Genomic DNA, 19,148 nt, shown 5'->3' on the forward strand with positions numbered 1-19,148 from the left:
TTGAAAAGGAGATTCTTCATGTTCAAGCGCACTCTGATCGCCGCTTCCCTGACCGTCGCCGCCCTGGCTTCCACTCAAGCCATGGCCGTTACCGGTGGTGGCGCCACTCTGCCAGCCGCTCTGTACAAAGGTTCGGCCGACAGCATCCTGCCTGCCAACTTCAGCTACGCCGCCGTGGGCAGCGGTGCCGGCAAGATCGCTTTCCTGACCAACAACCCGGCCGGCTTCAGCACCACCGGCACCGTGCATTTCGCCGGTAGCGATTCGATCCTCAGCGCTTCGGAAATCAGCACCTACAACACCACTTACGGCGCTTCGTACGGCCCGCTGATTCAACTGCCGTCGGTGGCCACTTCGGTTGCCATCCCGTACAAAAAGGCCGGTCAGACTGCGCTGAACCTGACCAGCGCTCAGTTGTGCGATGCGTTCTCCGGTGCCAAGACCACTTGGGGCCAGCTGCTCGGCACGACCGACACCACGCCGATTCGTGTTGTTTACCGCAACGTTTCCAGCGGCACTTCGGAAATCCTCAGCCGTCACTTGAACTCGGTCTGCCCGACTCAGTTCGCTACCAACTCGACCTTCACCAACGCGCGTCTGCCAGCCGGTTCGGCACTGCCGTCGAACTGGGTCGGCGTCGCCAACACTTCTGATGTCGCCACTACCGTGAACGCGGTTGACGGTTCGATCGGTTATGTCGGTCCGGACGGTGTCGACGCTACCAGCAACGCTGTTGTTGCTCGCGTCAACGGTGTTCAGCCAACTTCGCTCAACGTCACCCTGGCACTGTCGTCGGTGTCGGCTCCTTCGACCCCGGCCCAGGCTGCAAACCCTGCCAACTGGTCGCCAGTGGTGGCTAACCCGGCTTCGGGCTACAAACTGGCTGCCTACACCAACTTCATCTTCGGTCAGTGCTACAAGGATGCAACCGTGGCTGCGGCCGTCAAAGCCTTCCTGACTCAGCACTACAGCAACCCGGGCAACAACACTGCGACTCAGGCCCACAAGTTCGTCGCCGTGCCTAACGCCTGGAAAACCGCTGTAACCGCCAACTTCATCACCAACACCTCGGGCAACAACCTGGACATCAACAACGCCAGCGTCTGCAACGCTATCGGTCGTCCTTTGTAAGCAGGTTGGTTTAGTCAGCTGTAACGGTGGCAGCCCTTCGGGGCTGTCATTTTTTTTGGCTCCCGTTGGGGGGCATTCGATAAGGAGATTGAACATGTTCAAACGTATTGGAGTGGCCGCACTGGTGTCGGCGGCGCTGGTTTCGGGGCAGGTGATGGCGGTGACGGTGATCGGAGGGGGAGCAACCATCCCGGCGAAACTCTACACGGGCTCGGGGGACAGCATATTGCCGGCCACCTTCAAATACGCCGCAGCAGGAAGCGGCTACGGAAAACAGGCCTTTCTGACTAACGATCCCATGCGGTTGGGTCAAACCGGGACGGTGCATTTTGCGGCCAGTGACTCCACTCTGACTGCCTCGGAACTTTTGACCTATTCCAGGCAATATGGTGCTTCATACGGTCCATTGATCCAGCTGCCGTCGGTTATCACGTCGGTGGCTATCCCTTACAGAAAGTCTGGCCAGACTGCGCTGAACCTGTCTGATAATCAGCTGTGCGAGGTGTTTTCGGGTAGTAAAACCACGTGGGGTTCTCTACTGGGCACCTCGGACACCACTGCTATTCGCATTGTCTTCCAGAAGGAGGCGAGTGGCGATACGGAGATACTGACCCGCCATTTGAACTCGATCTGCCCAACGCAGTTCGCGATCGATGCGCGATTCACTGTCGCACGCATACCCTATTCCTCAATACCCGTAAATTGGGTTGCGGTGGAATATGACCAGGATGTTGTGCAGGCCGTAAACGCTGTCGATGGTTCCATCGGTTATGCCGGCCCGGACCACGTTGATGCAACCAGCAACGCGGTTGTTGCTCGCATCAATGGCATCCAGCCGACGAATCCGTATGTCCTGGCGGCGTTGGCACATTTAAGTCCACCGGTCACATTCTCTGATGCGGGTAATCCGGCCAGGTGGTCGCCTGTGGTAGCCAATCCGACGCAAGGTTACAAACTGGCGGGGTACACCAATTTCATCTTCGGCCAATGCTATAAAGATGCTGCAGTTGCAGCGGAAGTTAAGGCCTTTCTGGCAGCTCACTACAGTATTCCCGGCAACAACGTCGCGACTCAGGCCCATAAATTCATTGCCATGTCTTATGCCTGGAAGAACGCGGTCATCGCCAACTTCGTCACTAACACGACCGGCAATAACCTCGATATCAACAACCCCAGCGTTTGCAACGGCATTGGCCGTCCTCTGAACTAAAAATCTTGAAACTCAATGGCGGGCTCTTTATGGGACCGCCATTTTATTCGCCCGGCATTCCGTCCCGCAGATTGCGCGAATACTCCCCCGACATGAAGTTTGTGTGACATCCGTTCGGTCGCGCCCTCCGCCAACTGCCTATGACGTAACAGCAGGTTTTTGCAGGCCTGCGGCATCTTTGGCAACCAAAGTGTGGCAATCAAAAAGGATCTCGTAGTGATGCTCGCTCGCCCATCCCGTCGTCGTACCCACGTTCTGTCCTCCAAGCGTGAAACCGTCGAGCCGTCGCTTTGGCTGCTCAAGCCGTTGGCACACGCGGTGGCGTTGTGTCTGGTGGCGGGCAGTGCGCAGGCGCAGACGGCGTTCAGTTCGGGCTGGTTTGCGGCAAAGGGCGCAGCGCAACAGGCTGCGGCGGCACGTCCGAGCGTGGGTGGCTTGCCGGGCATGACACCGCCGCTGGCCCAGCAGCAGAAGGCCAATGCGCAGTTGCAGCGCTCGATTCAGACGCTGAACAACACGGTTGCCGCGATTGCCGCACAACAGGCGGCGCAGGCGGCCGGGCGAGCCGCCGCATTGGGCACGGTGCAGTTCGTGCCGGACGGCCTGGGCGAGGGTGGCTTGAAGGTCGACAACAGCCTGACTCAAGGCTGGCAGAACGCGAAGGGCCCGCAGCAGACCCAGGTCGATGGCAAAACCACAGTGACAATCGAGCAGACCGCCGACAAGGCCATTCTTAACTGGGAAACCTTCAACGTCGGTCGCAATACCACGGTCGATTTCGCCCAGCAGTCGAACTGGGCGGTGCTCAACCGCGTCAACGATCCGAATGCCCGGGCCAGCCAGATCCAGGGCCAGATCAAGGGCGACGGCACGGTGATGCTGATCAACCGCAACGGCATCGTGTTCAGCGGCAGCAGTCAGGTCAACGTGCGCAACCTGGTGGCCGCTGCCGCCAACATCACCGATATCCAGTTCCGTGATCGGGGTCTGTATTTCGACAGCACCGGCACCCAGCCGACGTTCACCGATGCCGCCGGCAAGGTGTTGGTGGAACGCGGTGCCTCCATCGACACCCACAAGCCGGCATCGTCCACCGCTGCCGGGGGTTATGCCTTGCTGCTCGGCAACGACGTGCAGAACGACGGCAGCATCAGTACCGCCAAGGGCCAGACCGTGCTCGCCGCCGGTGACCGTTTCTATATCCGCAAGGGCTCGGGCACCGAGGGCAATGCGCTGTCCACCACCTTCGGCAACGAAGTCATCCCCGGTTTCAAGGCCGGTGCCGTGGCGGGCAATGTCACCAACAACGGCTTGATCCAGTCCGCCACCGGCGACATCACCCTGACCGGTCATGAGGTGGTGCAGAACGGTGTATTGCTCGCCAGCACGTCGGTGGCGACGCGTGGCACGATTCACCTGACTAACCCGAACACCGACAGCAGCGGCAGCGTCACGCTGGGGCAGGGCAGTGCCACGGCAATCATGCTCGACAGCAGCGACCTGACGGCCCTCGACAGCCAGCATCAGGCCGCGCTGACGGGCGTCACGGCCAATAACCGGATCCGTGGCGATCAGTCACGCGTCGAGATTCAGAGCGGCGGCAGTGTCGAGTTCCAGAACGGCTCGATCACCCTGGCCACCGGCGGCCAGGTCGCGGTCAGCGCACAACGCCGCAGCCTGGTGCGCGACGGCGCGATGATCGATGTATCCGGTGCCCTCGGCGTCAAAGTGGCAATGGAAAACAACAGCATCAAGATCAACGTGCAAGGCAACGAGCAGCGCGATGCCTCGGTCAACCGCGAGAAGGGCGCGCTCAACAGCAATGACATCTGGGTCGATGTGCGCGATCTGGTGCATGTGCCGGCCGGCACCAACGGCTACGCCACGGATCGCTGGTACACCGCCGGTGGCTTGCTGGAAGTCGGCGGTTACCTCGGCACGCAAGGGCACAGCGTCGGCGAGTGGATGGCCCAGGGCGGCACGGTGAGTTTTGCCGGCAACGACGTGGTCACGGAAAAAGGTTCGTTGATCAACCTGTCCGGCGGCACCCTGGATGTGCAGAGCGGCGAGATCCGCCAGAGCTGGCTGCGTGGCGCCGACGGCAAGTTGTATGAAGTGTCGCGCGCGCCGGGGGACCTGCTCTACACCGGCCTCTACAAAGGCTATGAAGACAGCAGCCAACGCTGGGGCCAGACCCGTTATTACTACAGCCCGCTGATTGCCCCGCGCTCGCGTTTCGAGTCGGGTTACACCGTGGGCCGCGATGCCGGGCAACTGGTGATCGCCACGGCCAACGCCGTTCTCGACGGGCAAATGATCGGCGAGGTGTATCAGGGCGAGCGGCAGAATCAGGCGCCGAAACCGGTGCTCGACGGCTATCAGCAGAGCCAGACCGCGCTGGCCCGGCGGGCGCAGTTGATCGTCGGCAGTTACGACCCGACCTTCGTCGCGGCGTCGAATGGCCTGCTCTACACCCTCAATCCGACGCTGGATCAGGTGCAGATTGGTGGCGAGCGTCCGCTCGCCGACGGTGATCTGGATCTGAACGGGGCGGTTTCCGATCCGCGCAAGGGCAAGTTGTATCTCGATAACGATCAACTCAACGGCGTCCGCCTGGGTGCCCTCAAGGTTGCAGCCAGGGATCAGGTGATTGTTGACGGCGCGCTGACGGTCGATAACGGTGGCGACATCACCCTGTATTCCCCGGATGTGCAGATCGGCGCCGACCTGACCGCGCATGGCGGTAGCCTGCGTCTGGGCAACGTGCTCAATCAGTTTCTCAGTAGCGACACCGCTGACACTCGGCTCACGGCGAAGGTCGGCAAGGCGACGCAAGTCACTGTGGCCGACGGTGTGCAACTCGATACCCGTGGCGTGTGGAGCAACCTGCGCACCAACCCGGATGATGGTGCGAGTCTGGCGTACCTCAATGGCGGTTTGCTGTCGATCCGCAGCAGTGGCGATATCGATATGGGCGCAGGCAGTCTGCTCGATGTGTCCTCCGGCGGCGCTGTGCTCGCTAACGGTAAGACCCGGGGTGGCAAGGGCGGTGATCTGACGCTGGAGTCCAGCGCCATTTCCGCACCTGGCAAAACCCGTCTGAACCTCGATGGCGAACTGCGCGGTTACGGCGTCACGGGCGGCGGCACCTTGACGGTGCAGGCCAACAGGATTCTCGTCGGTCAGACGGATAAAGCCCTGGCAGACAACACCCTGCTACTGTCCACCGATCTGTTCAGCAAAGGGTTCTCCGCCTACAACCTGATCGGTCTCAGCGGGCTCGACGTTGCCGAAGGCGCCGCGATTGATGTGACCCTGCCGGTGTACCGTTTCGGTGATGCGGCACCCAACCAGGTCAGTGGCGTCGATCCGCGCTCGGCGCTGGAACTGTGGTCACCGACGCTGTTCCAGGAAAACCCGACCAAGGGCGTGCTGACCCAACGCGCCGGCGCCAGCCTGACATTGCAAGGTGGCGCGACGCTGGTCGGGCTGATAGACGCAGCCAACAGCTCGCTGACCCTGGGCCGTGGCTCGCGCATCAGCGTCGACCCGGGGCAGAGCATCAAGCTGCGTGGTGCCGGGCAGATCACCGTCGATGGTGAACTGAATGCGTGGGGCGGCACGATCGATATTCGTCAGCAACAATTCGGCTCGATCCAGCCGGCCACCTCGATTCAAGCGGCGGATCCGAACGCACATGATCGCTCGATCTGGATCGGCGAGCAGGCCGTGCTGGATGTCGCCGGGCGTGCCAATACGGCGACCGACACCCTGGGCCGCACTTACGGGCAGGTCGGCAAGGGCGGCAGCCTCATCATCGGCGGCGAGATCGATGCGAAGCTGGCAACCGCCACGGCTGCCGATGCCTACGTGATTGTACGTCCGGGCGCGCGGCTGGATGCCTCGGGCACCGAGGCCGTTCTGGATATCGCCGGTCAAGGCCCGACGCGTATCGCAACGGACGGCGGGCGCATCAGTTTGAGTTCCTATAACGGTCTTTTCGTTGAAGGCAACTTGCGTGCGGCGGCGGGTGGCGTCGGGGCGGCCGGTGGTCGTCTGGAACTGGCGCTGGAGACGCCGTTGTATTCCGATTCGGCGAGCAACGCGGTGCGCTCGCCGAGGGAAATGATCATTGGTCAAGCGGCAGGGAACGGGCTGCTGCCCGCGAACCTGCAACCCGGCGAAGGCGCCGATGGCTTGCGTTACGGTCAAGCCCGTCTGAGTGCCGATGGCTTGATGACGGGCGGTTTCGACAATCTCAGCCTGCTGAGCAACGGTCTGTTGTCGTTTGACGGTGACGTCAATCTGCGCATGAATCAGAGCCTCAGTCTGTTCGCCGCAGCTCTGTCTCTCGCCGAGAATTCCAAAGGCTCGGCACGGATCGACTTGAGTGCTCCGTACCTGCGCCTGTCGGGTGTGGGCACCTACTTTGCCGGCTTCAGCATGATGCGCCCACGACTGCTCCCTGGCCCGACGACCCGGTTGTCCGACGCGACGTTCAATGCCTCCGCGAACCTGTTGGACGTGGGCAATGGCCTGTCCTTCGGGACTCAGGGTTCGATCCTGCAACGGCAGGCGCCGGCCGTTGAATACAGCCGTCGGGCTTTCGGTCTGGTGAGCCTCGACAGCAGCGGCGACCTGCGCTTCCTCGCGCCGAATGATGGTGCGGAGAAAACCAGGCTGTGGACGCCGGGCGACTTGAACCTCGGTGCGGCGCAGATCTATCCCGCCACCGGCATTCAGGCTGAGGTGCGTGCCGGTTATCAGGGCGCCGTCCCGGTTTCCGAACACACCTTGCGGATCAGCGGCCACGGCGCGGCACCGACTGCGGTGCCGTACTCGGCATTCGGAAAGCTGATTTTTTCCGCCGCGTACATCGAACAGGGCGGTGTCTTGCGTGCACCGCTGGGCAAGATCGTATTGGGTGACGATTTGCTCGGCACCACTCACGAGGTTCGTCTTCTGCCGGGCAGTCTGACTTCGGTCAGCGGTGCCGGTCTGGTCATGCCGTACGGTGGCACCACGGACGGTATCGACTATCGCTATAACGGCAAATCCGTGGTGCTCAACGGCATCTCCGGCGAAACATCAGGCGTGTCGATCGGCACGCAGTTCGCCGATGTGCAAAGCGGTGCGGTCATCGACCTGTCCGGCGGTGGCGATCTGCGTGGCGCCGGTTTCGTGTCCGGTCGCGGGGGTTCCACCGATGCACGTTTCAACCCGCTGGTGCGCACTGCGACTGACGGCACCTTCAGCCTGCCGGGGCTGGCGAGCAACCCGGTGTATGCCATCGTGCCCGGCAACCAGAGCAGCTACGCGCCGATGCTGGCCGAAGCGGGTGCGGGCGATCCGCGCATTGGCCAGCAGATCACTATTGGCGCCGGTGTGCCGGGGTTGGCGGCGGGTACTTACACACTGTTGCCGTCAACGTTTGCCCTGATGCCTGGTGCGTTCCGGGTTGAGGTAAACGGTCAGGCAACACCCGGCGTGACAACGGGGGCGTTGCCACTGCGCAATGGCTCATGGATCAGCAGCGGGCAGATGTCGATTGCCAATACCGGCCTGCGTGACAGCCTGGCCAGTCAGTTGATTCTCACGTCAGCCGATGTGTTGCGTCGTTACTCGCAGTACAACGAAACCGGTTTCTCTCAATTCATCCAGAGCGACGCCGCCCGGCGCGGTGTGCCGCGTGCGCTGGCACCCATGGACGGCAAGACACTGGATCTGCGCCTGGCCTCCGGCGGCAAGCAAGACATCGCTTTGCAGTTCAACGGGCGCACGCTGTTCGAGGCTGCCGAGGGCGGCATGGCCGGCACAGCGGTGGTACGTGGCGGCAACGCCGGGAGCAGCTTCGAGATACTGGGTGCGGGCCGTGCATCGACACCGGGTTTCAACGGTGTGTCGCTGTACGCCGACACGCTCAACAGCCTCAACGCGGGGCGGCTGACCATCGGTGCGATGCCGAATGTCTTGTACAACACGACCGCTAACATCATCGGCTTCCTGGGCGCGAGTGAAAGTATTGTCTTGCGTGAAGGGGCGATTCTGTCTGCGCCGCAGGTTTTGCTGCGTACCACGTCAACGCTTGGCGGCATCACGGTCGAGGCGGGAGGCGGGATCAATACGCTGGGGCGTGGCAACGTGGCCTACGACTCGCTGGCCGGTTACGTTTATGAGCCGAAAGGTTCCAGCCTGTTGGTCGTTTCCAACGGCTGGACCAATGTGCTGGCGCCGGAAGCGGCCAGCGGCATCAGCGGCGCGGGCAGCATCCGGATCGGCACTTGCGCAGCGAGTGCGTGCAACAATCCGGCCCTGCTGTATTCGAACGGCAGTATCACGGCCGCTACGGATAACCAGTTCGAACTCGGTGAGGCGGTGCGTTTCGGCACCCGTCATCTCGCACTGTCGGTCGGCTCGGTCAATGCCGGCAGCGCCGAGGCATTGGCGGCGGCAGGCAGCCGCGTGCCCGCTGGTCTCACGTTGAACCAGAACGTACTCGACCGCTTGCTGCGCGGTGATACGCAGTTTGCCGCGCCGGCCCTGGAAACCCTGAGCCTGACCACTCGCGATGCCTTCAATTTCTACGGCAGCGTGAGCCTCGACACGATCGATCCACAGACCGGTCAGAGCAAACTGCAGAATCTGGTGCTGGTCACCCCGGCGATCTATGGTCTGGGCGATGCCAACGATGTGGCGAGTATCCGCACGGCCAACCTGATCTGGAACGGCGCGACGCAAAGCGCCGGCAGCGTCATTACCGGTGGCGCCGGTACGGGCAGCGGCACGCTGGACATTCAGGCCCAGCGGATCGAACTGGGTTACGGACCGATGCCCCAGGCCAGCGGCCTGGATCAGAACAATCGTCTGGCGCTGGGTTTTGCCAACGTCAACCTGAGCGCCAGCGAGCGCATCACCGCCAATCACAAGGGCAGCCTGGCGGTGTATCAGGAGCAGGGCGCCTACGATCCGCTCACGGGTTACCGCTACAGCGGCGGCAATCTGAATCTGCGTACGCCGTTGCTCACTGGCGAGGCGGCATCGGTCAGTCTGCTCAAGGCCGGCAACAGCCTGACGCTCAGCGGCGCCGGGGCTGCCGGGGTGGCCAATGCCTTGGGGGCGGAGTTGAACCTTGAAGCCCGCGATGTCGTGCTCGACAGCCGTATCGCCTTGGCCAGCGGCAAGCTGACCGTCAAGTCCGAGGGCGATTTGACGCTGGGCAATGGTGCGGTGCTGGACTTGGCCGGACGTACCTTGCCGTTCAACGATGTCAGCAAATACAGCTGGGGCGGCGATGTCTCGCTGTACAGCGCCAACGGCAATATCCGTCAGGCTGCGGGCTCGCGGATCGACCTGTCGGCGAAGAATAATCAGGCCGGTAACCTCAGCGTCGTCGCGCTGGCCGATGCGGCCGGGATGGTCGATCTGCAAGGCGAGATTGTCGGCGGCAGCAGCGGTTACTACGACGCCGGGGGCACGTTGGTGCCGTACAAAGCCGGTGGCGTGGACATTCGCGCGCAGCGCCTGGGAGGTGACGCCACCGAGCAATTCGCCGCGCTCAATCAGCGTCTGAACGCCGGGCAGGTGTACGGCAGCCGCAGCCTGCAACTCAAGCAAGGCAATCTGGTGATCGGCGACGGTCTCAAGGCTGGTGAGATCAATGTGTCGGTGGACAATGGCAGCCTGACGGCGACCGGTCTGATCGATGCCAGCGGCGAACGAGTCGGCAGCATTCGTCTGTCGGCGAAAAATGGCCTGACGCTGACTGGCAGCAGCGTGCTCGATGCCCATGGTCGCGTGCTGCGGGTCGACAGCTACGGCGAGATCATCGATGCGCCGAACCGTGCCACGGTTGAACTGAGTTCCGGCGATGGTTTGCTCACGCTGGGCAACGGCGCGCGGATCGATTTGCGCCACGGCACTGATGCCGTGCCCGGTTTCCTTGCCGGGCAACACGATGGAATGCTGCGCGGTACGCTGGAGCTGAACGCGCCGCGTCTGGGCAGCAATGACATCGCCATCGACGCCAGTGGTGTGTTGACCATTCAGGGCGCTCGCTCCATCGGCCTCAACGGTATGCGCCGCTACACCGATGCCCGCGATGGTGTCGATCCGGCGGTCAGTGGCCGAGCGTATCAAGTCATCGATCAGGCCATGCTCGAACGCATTCACGGCGACAGCAATGACTTTATCAACGCCGCACTAGGCAATAACGATCTGCTGCAACGCAAACTCGCCGGGTTGAATAACGCCACGTATGCCGATGCATTCCATTTGCGGCCCGGTGTGGAGATCGCCAGCAAGACGGCTGACGGTGATCTGGTGGTGGAGGGCGATCTGGACTTGTCCGGTTACCGTTACGCCAGCCTCAATCCGCACACGCAGCCGAACCCTTCTGTATATGGTTCCGGGGAGGCGGGCAGCCTGGTGATTCGCGCCGGTGGCAACCTCGATATTTACGGCAGCATCAATGACGGCTTCGCGCCGCCGCCGGAAACCCAGGACGATGCCGGCTGGAAACTGATTGCAGGTGTGCAGCCATTCGGCGGCGATCTGATCGTGCCGGGCAGTGGAGTGACGCTGGCCGAGGGCACGCAGTTTCCGCTGGGGGCGACACTCAATTACGACGTGATGATTCAACCAGCGGTTCTGGCCAGTGGCACGTTGCTGCCGACTCAAGCTGTGCTGAACGAGGCGTATACCTTCAGCGCCGGCACCGTGCTGGCGGGGGCGATTCACGACAGCAACGGTCATCTGCTGTACGCCGCTGGTACGCTGCTCAGCGACAGCGTGACGTTGCCTGCTGACACTCGCCTGGGTGCCGGGATCCGTTTGAACAAGGCCACCGCCCTGCAAGCGCTGAACTGGCCCAAGGGTGTGCCGTTGCCCAGCGTTTACGATGCAGACCTGACTACGTTCTCCGGAGTGAAATTAAAGGGCGAACTGGCCTTGTTGCGCGGTTCGCTGATTCCGTCGATGACCGATGTGAAGCTCGCCGAAGGCACTTCGCTGATCGAGTTGCGGCCGTTCAACGGCACACAACAGGGCAAGAACTGGGCGGTGGCCAGCATGCTGCCGTCGGGCAGTGCGTCGTGGTCGATGCGCGTGGTGGCGGGTGCAGATCTTGCTGCGGCCGACAGCCGTGCCGTGAAGCCTGTGACCACCGATGGCAATCTGCGGCTGGCGGACACTCATTACGGTGTCACGCTTACCCAGGCAACGGGGATACTCGTGTGGGCACCCGACAATCCGTATGACCTTCCGGGATATTACCCTGTGCCCGATGACCAATTGGAGATCTGTGCGCAGGTGGAAGGGCTCTGTGTGCCGATGGCACGTTGGGTCTGGGCGCCGGGCAATGGTCAGGGACCTGACTACGAACCCGTTCCCGAGGAGTATCAGATCCTTTGTGAAATCTATCCGGAGTTCTGCATCGGCAATAATCCCGGCACAACCGCCAAGGCCCACAGTCAGATGTTCAGTGTGCTGCGCACCGGTACAGGCGATCTCGATCTGATGGCTGCCGGCGACCTCAGCATGGATTCACCGTTCGGTGTTTATACCGCCGGCACTCAATCAGCGAACGTCGATCCGTTGTACAACCAGAAACGTGGGCATCTGTCGGACAGCAATTCGGTGTTGGGCAGCTCCGGTGCCGCTTATGAAAAATGGGTCGACGGTGGCAGCGACAGCCTCTATCAGGCCTGGTATCCGCAGATGGGCGGCAACCTGACAATCAATGCCGGTGGCTCGGTTTCCGGCGATTCCGTCGGCACGAAAGCACAATCGGTGAATGGCGGTTTCCGCGAACAGATCGCCAGTGCGTCAGTGGGCAACTGGTTGTGGCGCCAAGGCACGGGCAACCCGGATGTGCCCACAGCGTGGTGGATCAACTTTGGCAGTTACGCTACTCGGTTGATGACGCCTGACAGTAATACCGAACCTTACCTGGTCGGCTTCACCGGATTCGGCACCCTGGGCGGCGGCAACATCAGCCTGCGTGCCGGTGGCGACGCCGGGATGCTCAGACCGTTGGGCGATGCGGTCAATTATCCGCGCAGCCAAGGGCTGATCGTTGCCGTCGGCAGCACCGGGCGTGTCGCCGGCGATGGCAGCGTGCAGATGACCGGCGGTGGCGACATGGACATTCACCTCGGCGGCGCACTCAATCCATCGCTGCAAGCGCGGGCCGGGGATAACGGGACTCAGCCGCCGAGGCACGACCTGCAAGGCGCACTGATCAACTTGCGCGGTGCAGCGCAATTGACCGGAGGGGCACTGGGCGGCATCAATCTGCAATACGGTGCCAACTCGCAGTTGCATGATGTCCGTGAAACCCGACCGCTGGATCCGTTCACCTCGACGACCAGCAATGCCTCCGGTGGCCTGGTGCTGATTCCCGGCGATTCGGGCATGAGCCTCAGTACCCGTGGAGACCTGGTGTTGGGCGGTGCGGCAGACCCCGGACGTGTGCGCCTGCTCAATGCCACGCCACTGCTTGATGACAACGGCAATATCCGCACTGGCGGCATCCTGAGCGGCTTTTCGCTGTGGACCGACCACACGGCCATCGATCTGTTTTCCGCTGGGGGCAATCTCACGCCCAGTACTCAATTGGCCGAGGCAAACGCCAATCTCACCCCTGTGAGCGGTGCCAATTCGTCGTCCACCGATGGACGTTTTGTGTACCCGTCGATTCTTCGGGCGGTGGCGGCGCAGGGGTCGATTTATGCCGGGCCCTCGGCGGCTTACAGCGAGCGCGACTTGTCACGGACAATCGCTTATTCACTGTTGCTGGCCCCTTCGACATCCGGACAGCTCGAACTGTTGGCCGGTGAGTCGATCTACGCCGGCGGCTATGCGATCAATCAGTCCGGTGCCAGCCCGCTGGCCATCGCCACCCCGTTCAGGCCGTCATTCCTGGCCTTTGCCAGCAATAACTCCAACACGCCACTCAAGAGCAACTACGGCAGTGACGGTGTTAAACCGGATGGTAATTCGCGTTATCCATTGTTCGCTTTTGGGCCCGACAGCTATTCCGGTTTGAATGATGTGCAAGGGCCGGCACGGTTCTATGCCCTGACCGGCGATCTGGTGGGGATACGCAGTGGTGAGACGTTGAGTTTCGATACCTCGAAACGCACTTGGTACGAAGCAGCAGGCCCTGTCTGGATGATTGCTGGCCGCGACATCGTGGCATCCGGGACCAACCTGGGTCGACCGACAGCCGTGCAGCCCGATGAGATGGGCGTGGGTCGGGAAGGCATCACCTCGACCGGCAACCTGTTCGTTCATAACGACCCGCGAAGTATATCCCGGGTGTCGGCGGGCCGCGACATTCTCTACAGCAGCTTCGATATCGCCGGACCTGGAACGCTGGATATCAATGCCGGGCGCAACATCCTGATGGAAAACCGCGCCAGCATCACCAGTCTCGGCTCGATAGTGGCCGGGGATTCGCGGCCTGGTGCCAGCGTGGTATTGCAGGCGGGCGCAGGCGCGCAGGGGCCGGATTACACAAAGTTCATCGCCCGTTACCTGAATCCGCAGAACCTTGCTGACCCGAATGCCTCTCTCAACGGCCAGCCGGGCAAAGTGGTCAAGACCTACCTCGACGAGTTGCAGAGCTGGCTGACGCTCGGCTACGGTTTCAGCGGCAACGCACAGCAGGCACAGGCGTTCTATACCGCGCTGCCAAGTGCCGAGCAGGCGATCTTTGCGCGCCAGGTGTACTTCGCCGAACTGCGCGCCGGCGGCCTGGAATACAACGACGCTGACGGTCCGCGCAAAGGCAGTTATCTGCGCGGTCGCAACGCCATTGCCGCACTGTTCCCGAGCACCGATGTGGCGGGCAATCCGCTGCGTTACGACGGCGACATCACGCTCTACGGTGGTGCCGGGGTCAAGACGCTGTTCGGCGGCGATATCCAGATGCTCACACCGGGTGGTGGTCAGGTGTTCGGCATCGAAGGCGCGGCGCCACCGTCCACCGCCGGGATCATCACCCAGGGCTCGGGCAACATTCAGCTCTACTCGCAGGGCAGCATTCTGCTGGGGCAGAGCCGGATCATGACCACCTTCGGCGGCTCGATCCTTGGTTGGTCGGCCGAGGGCGACATCAACGCCGGTCGCGGCTCGAAAACCACTGTGGTCTACACCCCGCCGAAACGGGTTTACGACACTTGGGGCAATGTAACCCTGTCGCCTTCGGTGCCGAGCACCGGTGCGGGTATCGCCACCCTTAACCCGATTGCCGAAGTGGCGCCGGGAGACATCGACCTGATCGCGCCGCTGGGCACCATCGACGCTGGCGAGGCGGGGATTCGCGTGTCGGGCAACGTCAACATCGCTGCGCTGACCGTGGTCAACGCTGCCAACATCGCCGTGCAAGGCAAGACCAGTGGCGTACCGGTGGTGGCTGCGGTGAACACCGGGGCGATCACCTCGGCAAGCTCCGCTGCCTCTTCAGCAACCCAGGCCGCTGAGGACGTGGCGCGTCAGCAGCAAGCAGCAGCGCGGCAGAACCAGGCGTCGGTGTTCACCGTGCAGGTGCTGAGCTTCGGCAACGAACAACTGGCGCCGAGCCGTGATGGTGCCAGTCGTGCGCCGGCGACCGGCTACAACCCGAACAGCCCGGTGCAGGTGCTGGGAGCGGGGGCACTGGATGAACAGGCGAAGCAGCAGTTGACTGAGGAGGAACGCGGGCAGCTGACGTTGTAAAAGACTCTCGTGTAGTACGCTTCGGGCGGCCTTTTGGCCGCCCTTTTTTTATGTTGATGAGGTTCGTGGGTATTGTCGTCGGGTGTGGACTAACGTCAGTATTTTGATGCGCCCGTTCACTCGATAGACCAGCAGATAGTTCGGATTGACCACCATTTCCCGAGTGCCTGGCACTCGACCGGCCCGGTAACCATAGGGGATTGATGAAAGCCTTTGCGTTGCTGCACCAACCTTGTGCTGTAGAGCCACTGAAGCGTTGGAGTTGTACTGTTCAACGTGATCGATAATGTCAGCCAGATCGTTCAGAGCTTGATCGCTCCATTCAAGCAGCAGCGCGGCGCTTCCTGCGCATCTCTTCCAGCATCTGGTCAAGCATTGCCATAGCTTCATCATGGGGAATGCCAGGGCTGGGGTCATCAAGTGCCTCCTGTACCTTGGCACGAAACCAGCGATCGTAGCTCTCTGCCTCTTCTTCGGATTCGAAGTCAGAGTAAAACGGGGAAAGTAATAAGCTCATAGTGATCTCCGTGATCAATCTCAGCAGTTTAAGGGGGAATGGCCCATTGTCGTCACTGGCAGACGATGTACCCCATGAGCTCTCGAAGAACCATGGGATGACGAAGCCCAGTATCTGCAAGCGCCCCTTTGGAATCTGCCGGACGTTTCCCTCCGTTGTCCGGCAATCTCGACCGCCGTTGTAGGCCTATTCCTCCACTCTGTTTTTCAGGTTTCCAGCCTACAAATCCGCGCGCACCTTCCTACAAATGCACTCAGAACGCATACGGAATACTCACCTTCGCCCACAACATTTCCCCCTCTGGCCGGTTCTCCACGTCAAACTCCTTGGCCCAGCGAATCTCCGCGCTGGCGTATTTGAGAAAGGTGAAATGCAACGCCGGGCCGATCGCGAATACCTGGCCGCGCACGCCGTCGTCCACATCCTGCCCGGCGAATTGCACGGTGTGGCCGTACTGTTTGTCGTCGGTGGTCTGCTTGAGGTAATAGCCGTTAAGGCCGAGCATCACATCGTCGGTGATCTTGTAGCTGGCCGAGTAATCGAAGTGGAAGATCTGCCCGGACTTGTAGTCGGTGTCCTTGTTCTTCTCGTTGAAGCTGTAAGTGGTCTTCATCGACACTTCGGTCTTCTCGGTCGGCAGCCAGGTGAAGGAAAACAGCGGCTTGTAGGTGTAGAAATTGTTGCTGGTGTTGGCCAGCCGATCGACGCTGTATTCGCCGGTGGGCACGGTGATCTCCACGGCAGCACCCAGGGTCAGGTTCTTGCCCATGTCCCACAGGATGATCGGCGCAACGGTGGTGTCGCCCATGCCTTCGCGGGTATCGCTGAGGCCGAATACCGAGACTTCCTGCTTGAGCCAGGGCTGGGCGATGTAGCCGGCCAGACGTCCGCCGAACACGCGCACCGGGCTCAGGTAATCAATACGCGGGATCACCGCCGTGGATTCGATTTCGACATTCGGCACCTTGCCGCCCAACGAGCTGATGTTGAGCTTGGTCGACTTGTAATGGTTGTAGTAGAGGTTGAACGCGACCATGTTCTGCGGAAGGCTGTCGACTTCCAGCGGCAGCATGAAGAATCCGTCGGTGCCGGGGCCGATGTTGTCGACGCCGGCTTCGGTGGCCAGGGCCGGCAGGGACGCGGTGCAACCGAGCAAGGTCAGTGCCAGACGCAAGGGGAAAGTGGCGCGGTTCGGGCTCATGGCTGTCCTCATTATTATTGTGGTGGGACGTGGCGCCGGTACGCAGAACGTCCGGCACCATAGAAATAAGCGCTTGGCGCCCGACGGGGCAGGGTATTGGCGGACAGTTAGGGGGACTTCTGCGGACAGTCGGCCAACCCTGTGCTAACTTCCTTCGACATAACCGGTTACAAAAATAACAATCAAGCGTGATCCGGAATGTCAGCCCCCATGAACGTAAAAGTCCAAGACCCCACTTTCGAATTGGCGCTGGTCTCGCCGTTCCTCCTGCAAACCCTCGCCGAAGTCGTGCACAACAAAGGCATCGACCCCGAAAGCCTGTGCCGTGGCCTGGGTTTCACCCTCGAAGATCTGCAGGATCCGGCGCAGCGGATTTCCTACCGCCAGGCCGTGGCGATGATTCAACGGGCGCTCAAAGTGCTGCCCAATCAGGGCCTGGGGCTGTGGGTCGGCGCGCAGAATGTGTTGGGTACGCTGGGGCTGCTCGGGCATGTGCTTTCGCTGTGCAAGACCTTGCGCGATGCCTTTGCCCTCGGCATTCGCCATCAGCACACCTCCGGCGGAATCGTGGTGTCCAGCGTCGATGTGATTGGCGATCAGGTACATCTCGATGCCGAATGTCGCTTGCCGTTTGCCGATGTGCAGGTGTTCGCCGTCGAAGAGTTTTTCGCCAGCCTGCTGGTATATGGCCGGGCCTTGGCCGGAGTTGATTTCAAGGCGATCGCCGTGGAGTTTGTGCACGCTGCACCGGATTATCTGAGCGAATACCACCGCGTGCTCGGGCCCGATGTGCGCTTCGGCTGTCTGCACAATCGCATGCTGATCGATGCCCGGTGGCTGGACGTCAACCTGCCCAATCACCATTCGCTGGCGCTGCGTCAGGCGGTTGCGTTGCTGGAGCTGGAAGCGGCGCAGGTGCATCAGAAACTCGATCTGATTCAAGCAGTGGAGCGGGCGATTGCCCGGGACTTGAGCAGAGGCAGCCATATCGAAAAAATCGCCGGCGACCTGAACATGAGCAGCCGCACCCTGCGCCGCCGTTTGACCGAGCACGCGCTGACCTTCGAAGCGCTGCTGGAACAGGTGCGTCAGGCGCGCACGATGAGTCTGCTGGCCAATCCGGACATGCCGATCGAGCGGATTACCGAAGAGGTCGGCTACAGCGATGTGCGCAGTTTTCGCCGGGCGTTCAAGCGCTGGACGGGGATGAGCCCGAGTGCGTGGCGACAGGATGCAAGCACCGCTTAGACATCGGTCCCCTGTGGCGAGGGAGCTTGCTCCCGCTGGGCTGCGCAGCAGACCCAAAACCTGCCACGCCATTTCTCCAGACACACCATGCCGGCGGGGTTTGCGGGTGCTTCGCCCCCGAGCGGGAGCAAGCTCCCTCGCCACAGGCTTCCGTGCGCCACTCATCAGTATTTCAGCCCCACAAACCCTCCGGCCACAGGTAAACTCCCGCGCACTTTCCCAAGGAGTTCACATGAGTTACTACCAGCCGGGCATTCTCGCCACCCCTGTTCCTGCGCAAGCACGTCATCTGTTTTTCGCCCTTGCGTCGGTTGAAGCACTGCCGCAGGCGATCGACAACCTGCTGAACCTGGTGGACGGCAAGTCGGCGGTGATCGGTTTCGGTGAATCCCTGACCAAAGCCCTGAACGTGCAAATCGACGGTCTGCGCAGCTTTCCGGCCATGAGCGGCGTCGGCGTGGAAAACCCGTCGACCCAGCACGCACTGTGGGTCTGGCTGCACGGTGTCGATCGTGGCGAATTGCTCAATCGCAGCCACGCTTTCGAAGCCGCGCTGGCCCCGGCGCTGCGCCTGGTAGACATGCAGGAAGCCTTCCGCCACAAGGACGGCCATGACCTGACGGGCTACGAAGACGGCACCGAAAACCCGCACGATGACGCCGCGATCACCGCCGCGTTGCTGGGCGAGGGCGCTGATGGTCTGGTCGGTGGCAGCTTTGCCGCGATCCAGCAGTGGCAGCACGACCTCAAGGGTTTCCACAAACTGTCCGCCGAAGACAAGGACAACATCATGGGCCGTCGCTTGAGCGACAACGAAGAGATCGACGACGCGCCAGTCTCCGCCCACGTCAAACGCACCGCCCAGGAAAGCTTCGCCCCCGAAGCCTTCGTCGTGCGCCGTTCGATGCCGTGGATCGACGGTGATCGCGCCGGCCTGATGTTCCTCGCCTTCGGTTTTTCGCTGGACGCCTTCGAGGCCCAACTGCGGCGTATGAGCGGTCTGGAAGACGGCATCACTGACGGTCTGTACCGCATCAGCCGACCGATCACCGGCGGCTACTACTGGTGCCCGCCGCTGAAGGACGGCCACCTCGATCTGCGCGCGTTGCGCATCGGCTGAGTGT

At 61.7% G+C, this 19,148-nt stretch carries 8 protein-coding genes; 5 read left to right on the forward strand and 3 right to left on the reverse strand.

From position 1 onward, the window contains the following. Nucleotides 1–18 precede the first annotated feature (18 nt). The 3 genes from LVD08_RS20905 (at nucleotide 19) to LVD08_RS20915 (ending at nucleotide 15,058) form a co-directional block, all read left to right on the forward strand. Nucleotides 19–1,131: a substrate-binding domain-containing protein gene (locus LVD08_RS20905; RefSeq protein ID WP_247269142.1), complete on the forward strand. Its 1,113-nt coding sequence runs from the start codon at nucleotides 19–21 to the stop codon at nucleotides 1,129–1,131. A 94-nt stretch (nucleotides 1,132–1,225) separates the two neighbouring features. Beyond that, nucleotides 1,226–2,341, forward strand: a complete 1,116-nt coding sequence (locus LVD08_RS20910) for a substrate-binding domain-containing protein (RefSeq protein WP_247269143.1) — start codon at nucleotides 1,226–1,228, stop codon at nucleotides 2,339–2,341. Between the two features lie 219 nt (nucleotides 2,342–2,560). Then, on the forward strand, nucleotides 2,561–15,058 hold the full coding sequence (locus LVD08_RS20915; protein ID WP_247269144.1) for a filamentous hemagglutinin family protein: 12,498 nt from the start codon (nucleotides 2,561–2,563) through the stop codon (nucleotides 15,056–15,058). Between the two features lie 48 nt (nucleotides 15,059–15,106). On the opposite strand, the gene LVD08_RS20920 is transcribed toward LVD08_RS20915, so the two are convergent. From LVD08_RS20920 to LVD08_RS20930, 3 genes are all read right to left on the reverse strand, one after another. Next, nucleotides 15,107–15,475, reverse strand: a complete 369-nt coding sequence (locus LVD08_RS20920; RefSeq protein ID WP_342453951.1) for a type II toxin-antitoxin system RelE/ParE family toxin — start codon at nucleotides 15,473–15,475, stop codon at nucleotides 15,107–15,109. Next, complete coding sequence (gene relB / locus LVD08_RS20925) at nucleotides 15,381–15,575, reverse strand: type II toxin-antitoxin system RelB family antitoxin (RefSeq protein ID WP_095136765.1); 195 nt, start codon at nucleotides 15,573–15,575, stop codon at nucleotides 15,381–15,383. Before relB ends, LVD08_RS20920 begins: the two co-directional genes overlap by 95 nt. A gap of 253 nt (nucleotides 15,576–15,828) precedes the next feature. After that, complete coding sequence (locus LVD08_RS20930) at nucleotides 15,829–16,776, reverse strand: SphA family protein (RefSeq protein ID WP_247269145.1); 948 nt, start codon at nucleotides 16,774–16,776, stop codon at nucleotides 15,829–15,831. 210 nt (nucleotides 16,777–16,986) lie between these two features. Here LVD08_RS20930 and LVD08_RS20935 point away from each other — a divergent pair, with 210 nt between their 5' ends. After that, the gene (locus LVD08_RS20935) at nucleotides 16,987–18,024 is read left to right on the forward strand and encodes an AraC family transcriptional regulator (protein WP_247269146.1); all 1,038 of its coding nucleotides are present in this window, start codon (nucleotides 16,987–16,989) and stop codon (nucleotides 18,022–18,024) included. Between the two features lie 232 nt (nucleotides 18,025–18,256). Continuing rightward, complete coding sequence (locus tag LVD08_RS20940) at nucleotides 18,257–19,144, forward strand: Dyp-type peroxidase (RefSeq protein ID WP_247269147.1); 888 nt, start codon at nucleotides 18,257–18,259, stop codon at nucleotides 19,142–19,144. The last annotated feature ends 4 nt before the right edge of the window (nucleotides 19,145–19,148 follow it).

Source organism: Pseudomonas sp. YL2 (assembly GCF_023063025.1).
In the GTDB taxonomy this organism is placed as follows: domain Bacteria; phylum Pseudomonadota; class Gammaproteobacteria; order Pseudomonadales; family Pseudomonadaceae; genus Aquipseudomonas; species Aquipseudomonas putida_A.

Excerpts from the sequence above, each read along its gene's own strand:
- LVD08_RS20905 (WP_247269142.1), top strand. The coding sequence starts at position 19 with ATGTTCAAGCGCACTCTGATCGCCGCTTCCCTGACCGTCGCCGCCCTG.
- LVD08_RS20910 (WP_247269143.1), top strand. The coding sequence starts at position 1,226 with ATGTTCAAACGTATTGGAGTGGCCGCACTGGTGTCGGCGGCGCTGGTT.
- LVD08_RS20915 (WP_247269144.1), top strand. The coding sequence starts at position 2,561 with ATGCTCGCTCGCCCATCCCGTCGTCGTACCCACGTTCTGTCCTCCAAG.
- LVD08_RS20920 (WP_342453951.1), bottom strand. The coding sequence starts at position 15,475 with ATGACCCCAGCCCTGGCATTCCCCATGATGAAGCTATGGCAATGCTTG.
- relB (WP_095136765.1), bottom strand. The coding sequence starts at position 15,575 with ATGAGCTTATTACTTTCCCCGTTTTACTCTGACTTCGAATCCGAAGAA.
- LVD08_RS20930 (WP_247269145.1), bottom strand. The coding sequence starts at position 16,776 with ATGAGCCCGAACCGCGCCACTTTCCCCTTGCGTCTGGCACTGACCTTG.
- LVD08_RS20935 (WP_247269146.1), top strand. The coding sequence starts at position 16,987 with ATGAACGTAAAAGTCCAAGACCCCACTTTCGAATTGGCGCTGGTCTCG.
- LVD08_RS20940 (WP_247269147.1), top strand. The coding sequence starts at position 18,257 with ATGAGTTACTACCAGCCGGGCATTCTCGCCACCCCTGTTCCTGCGCAA.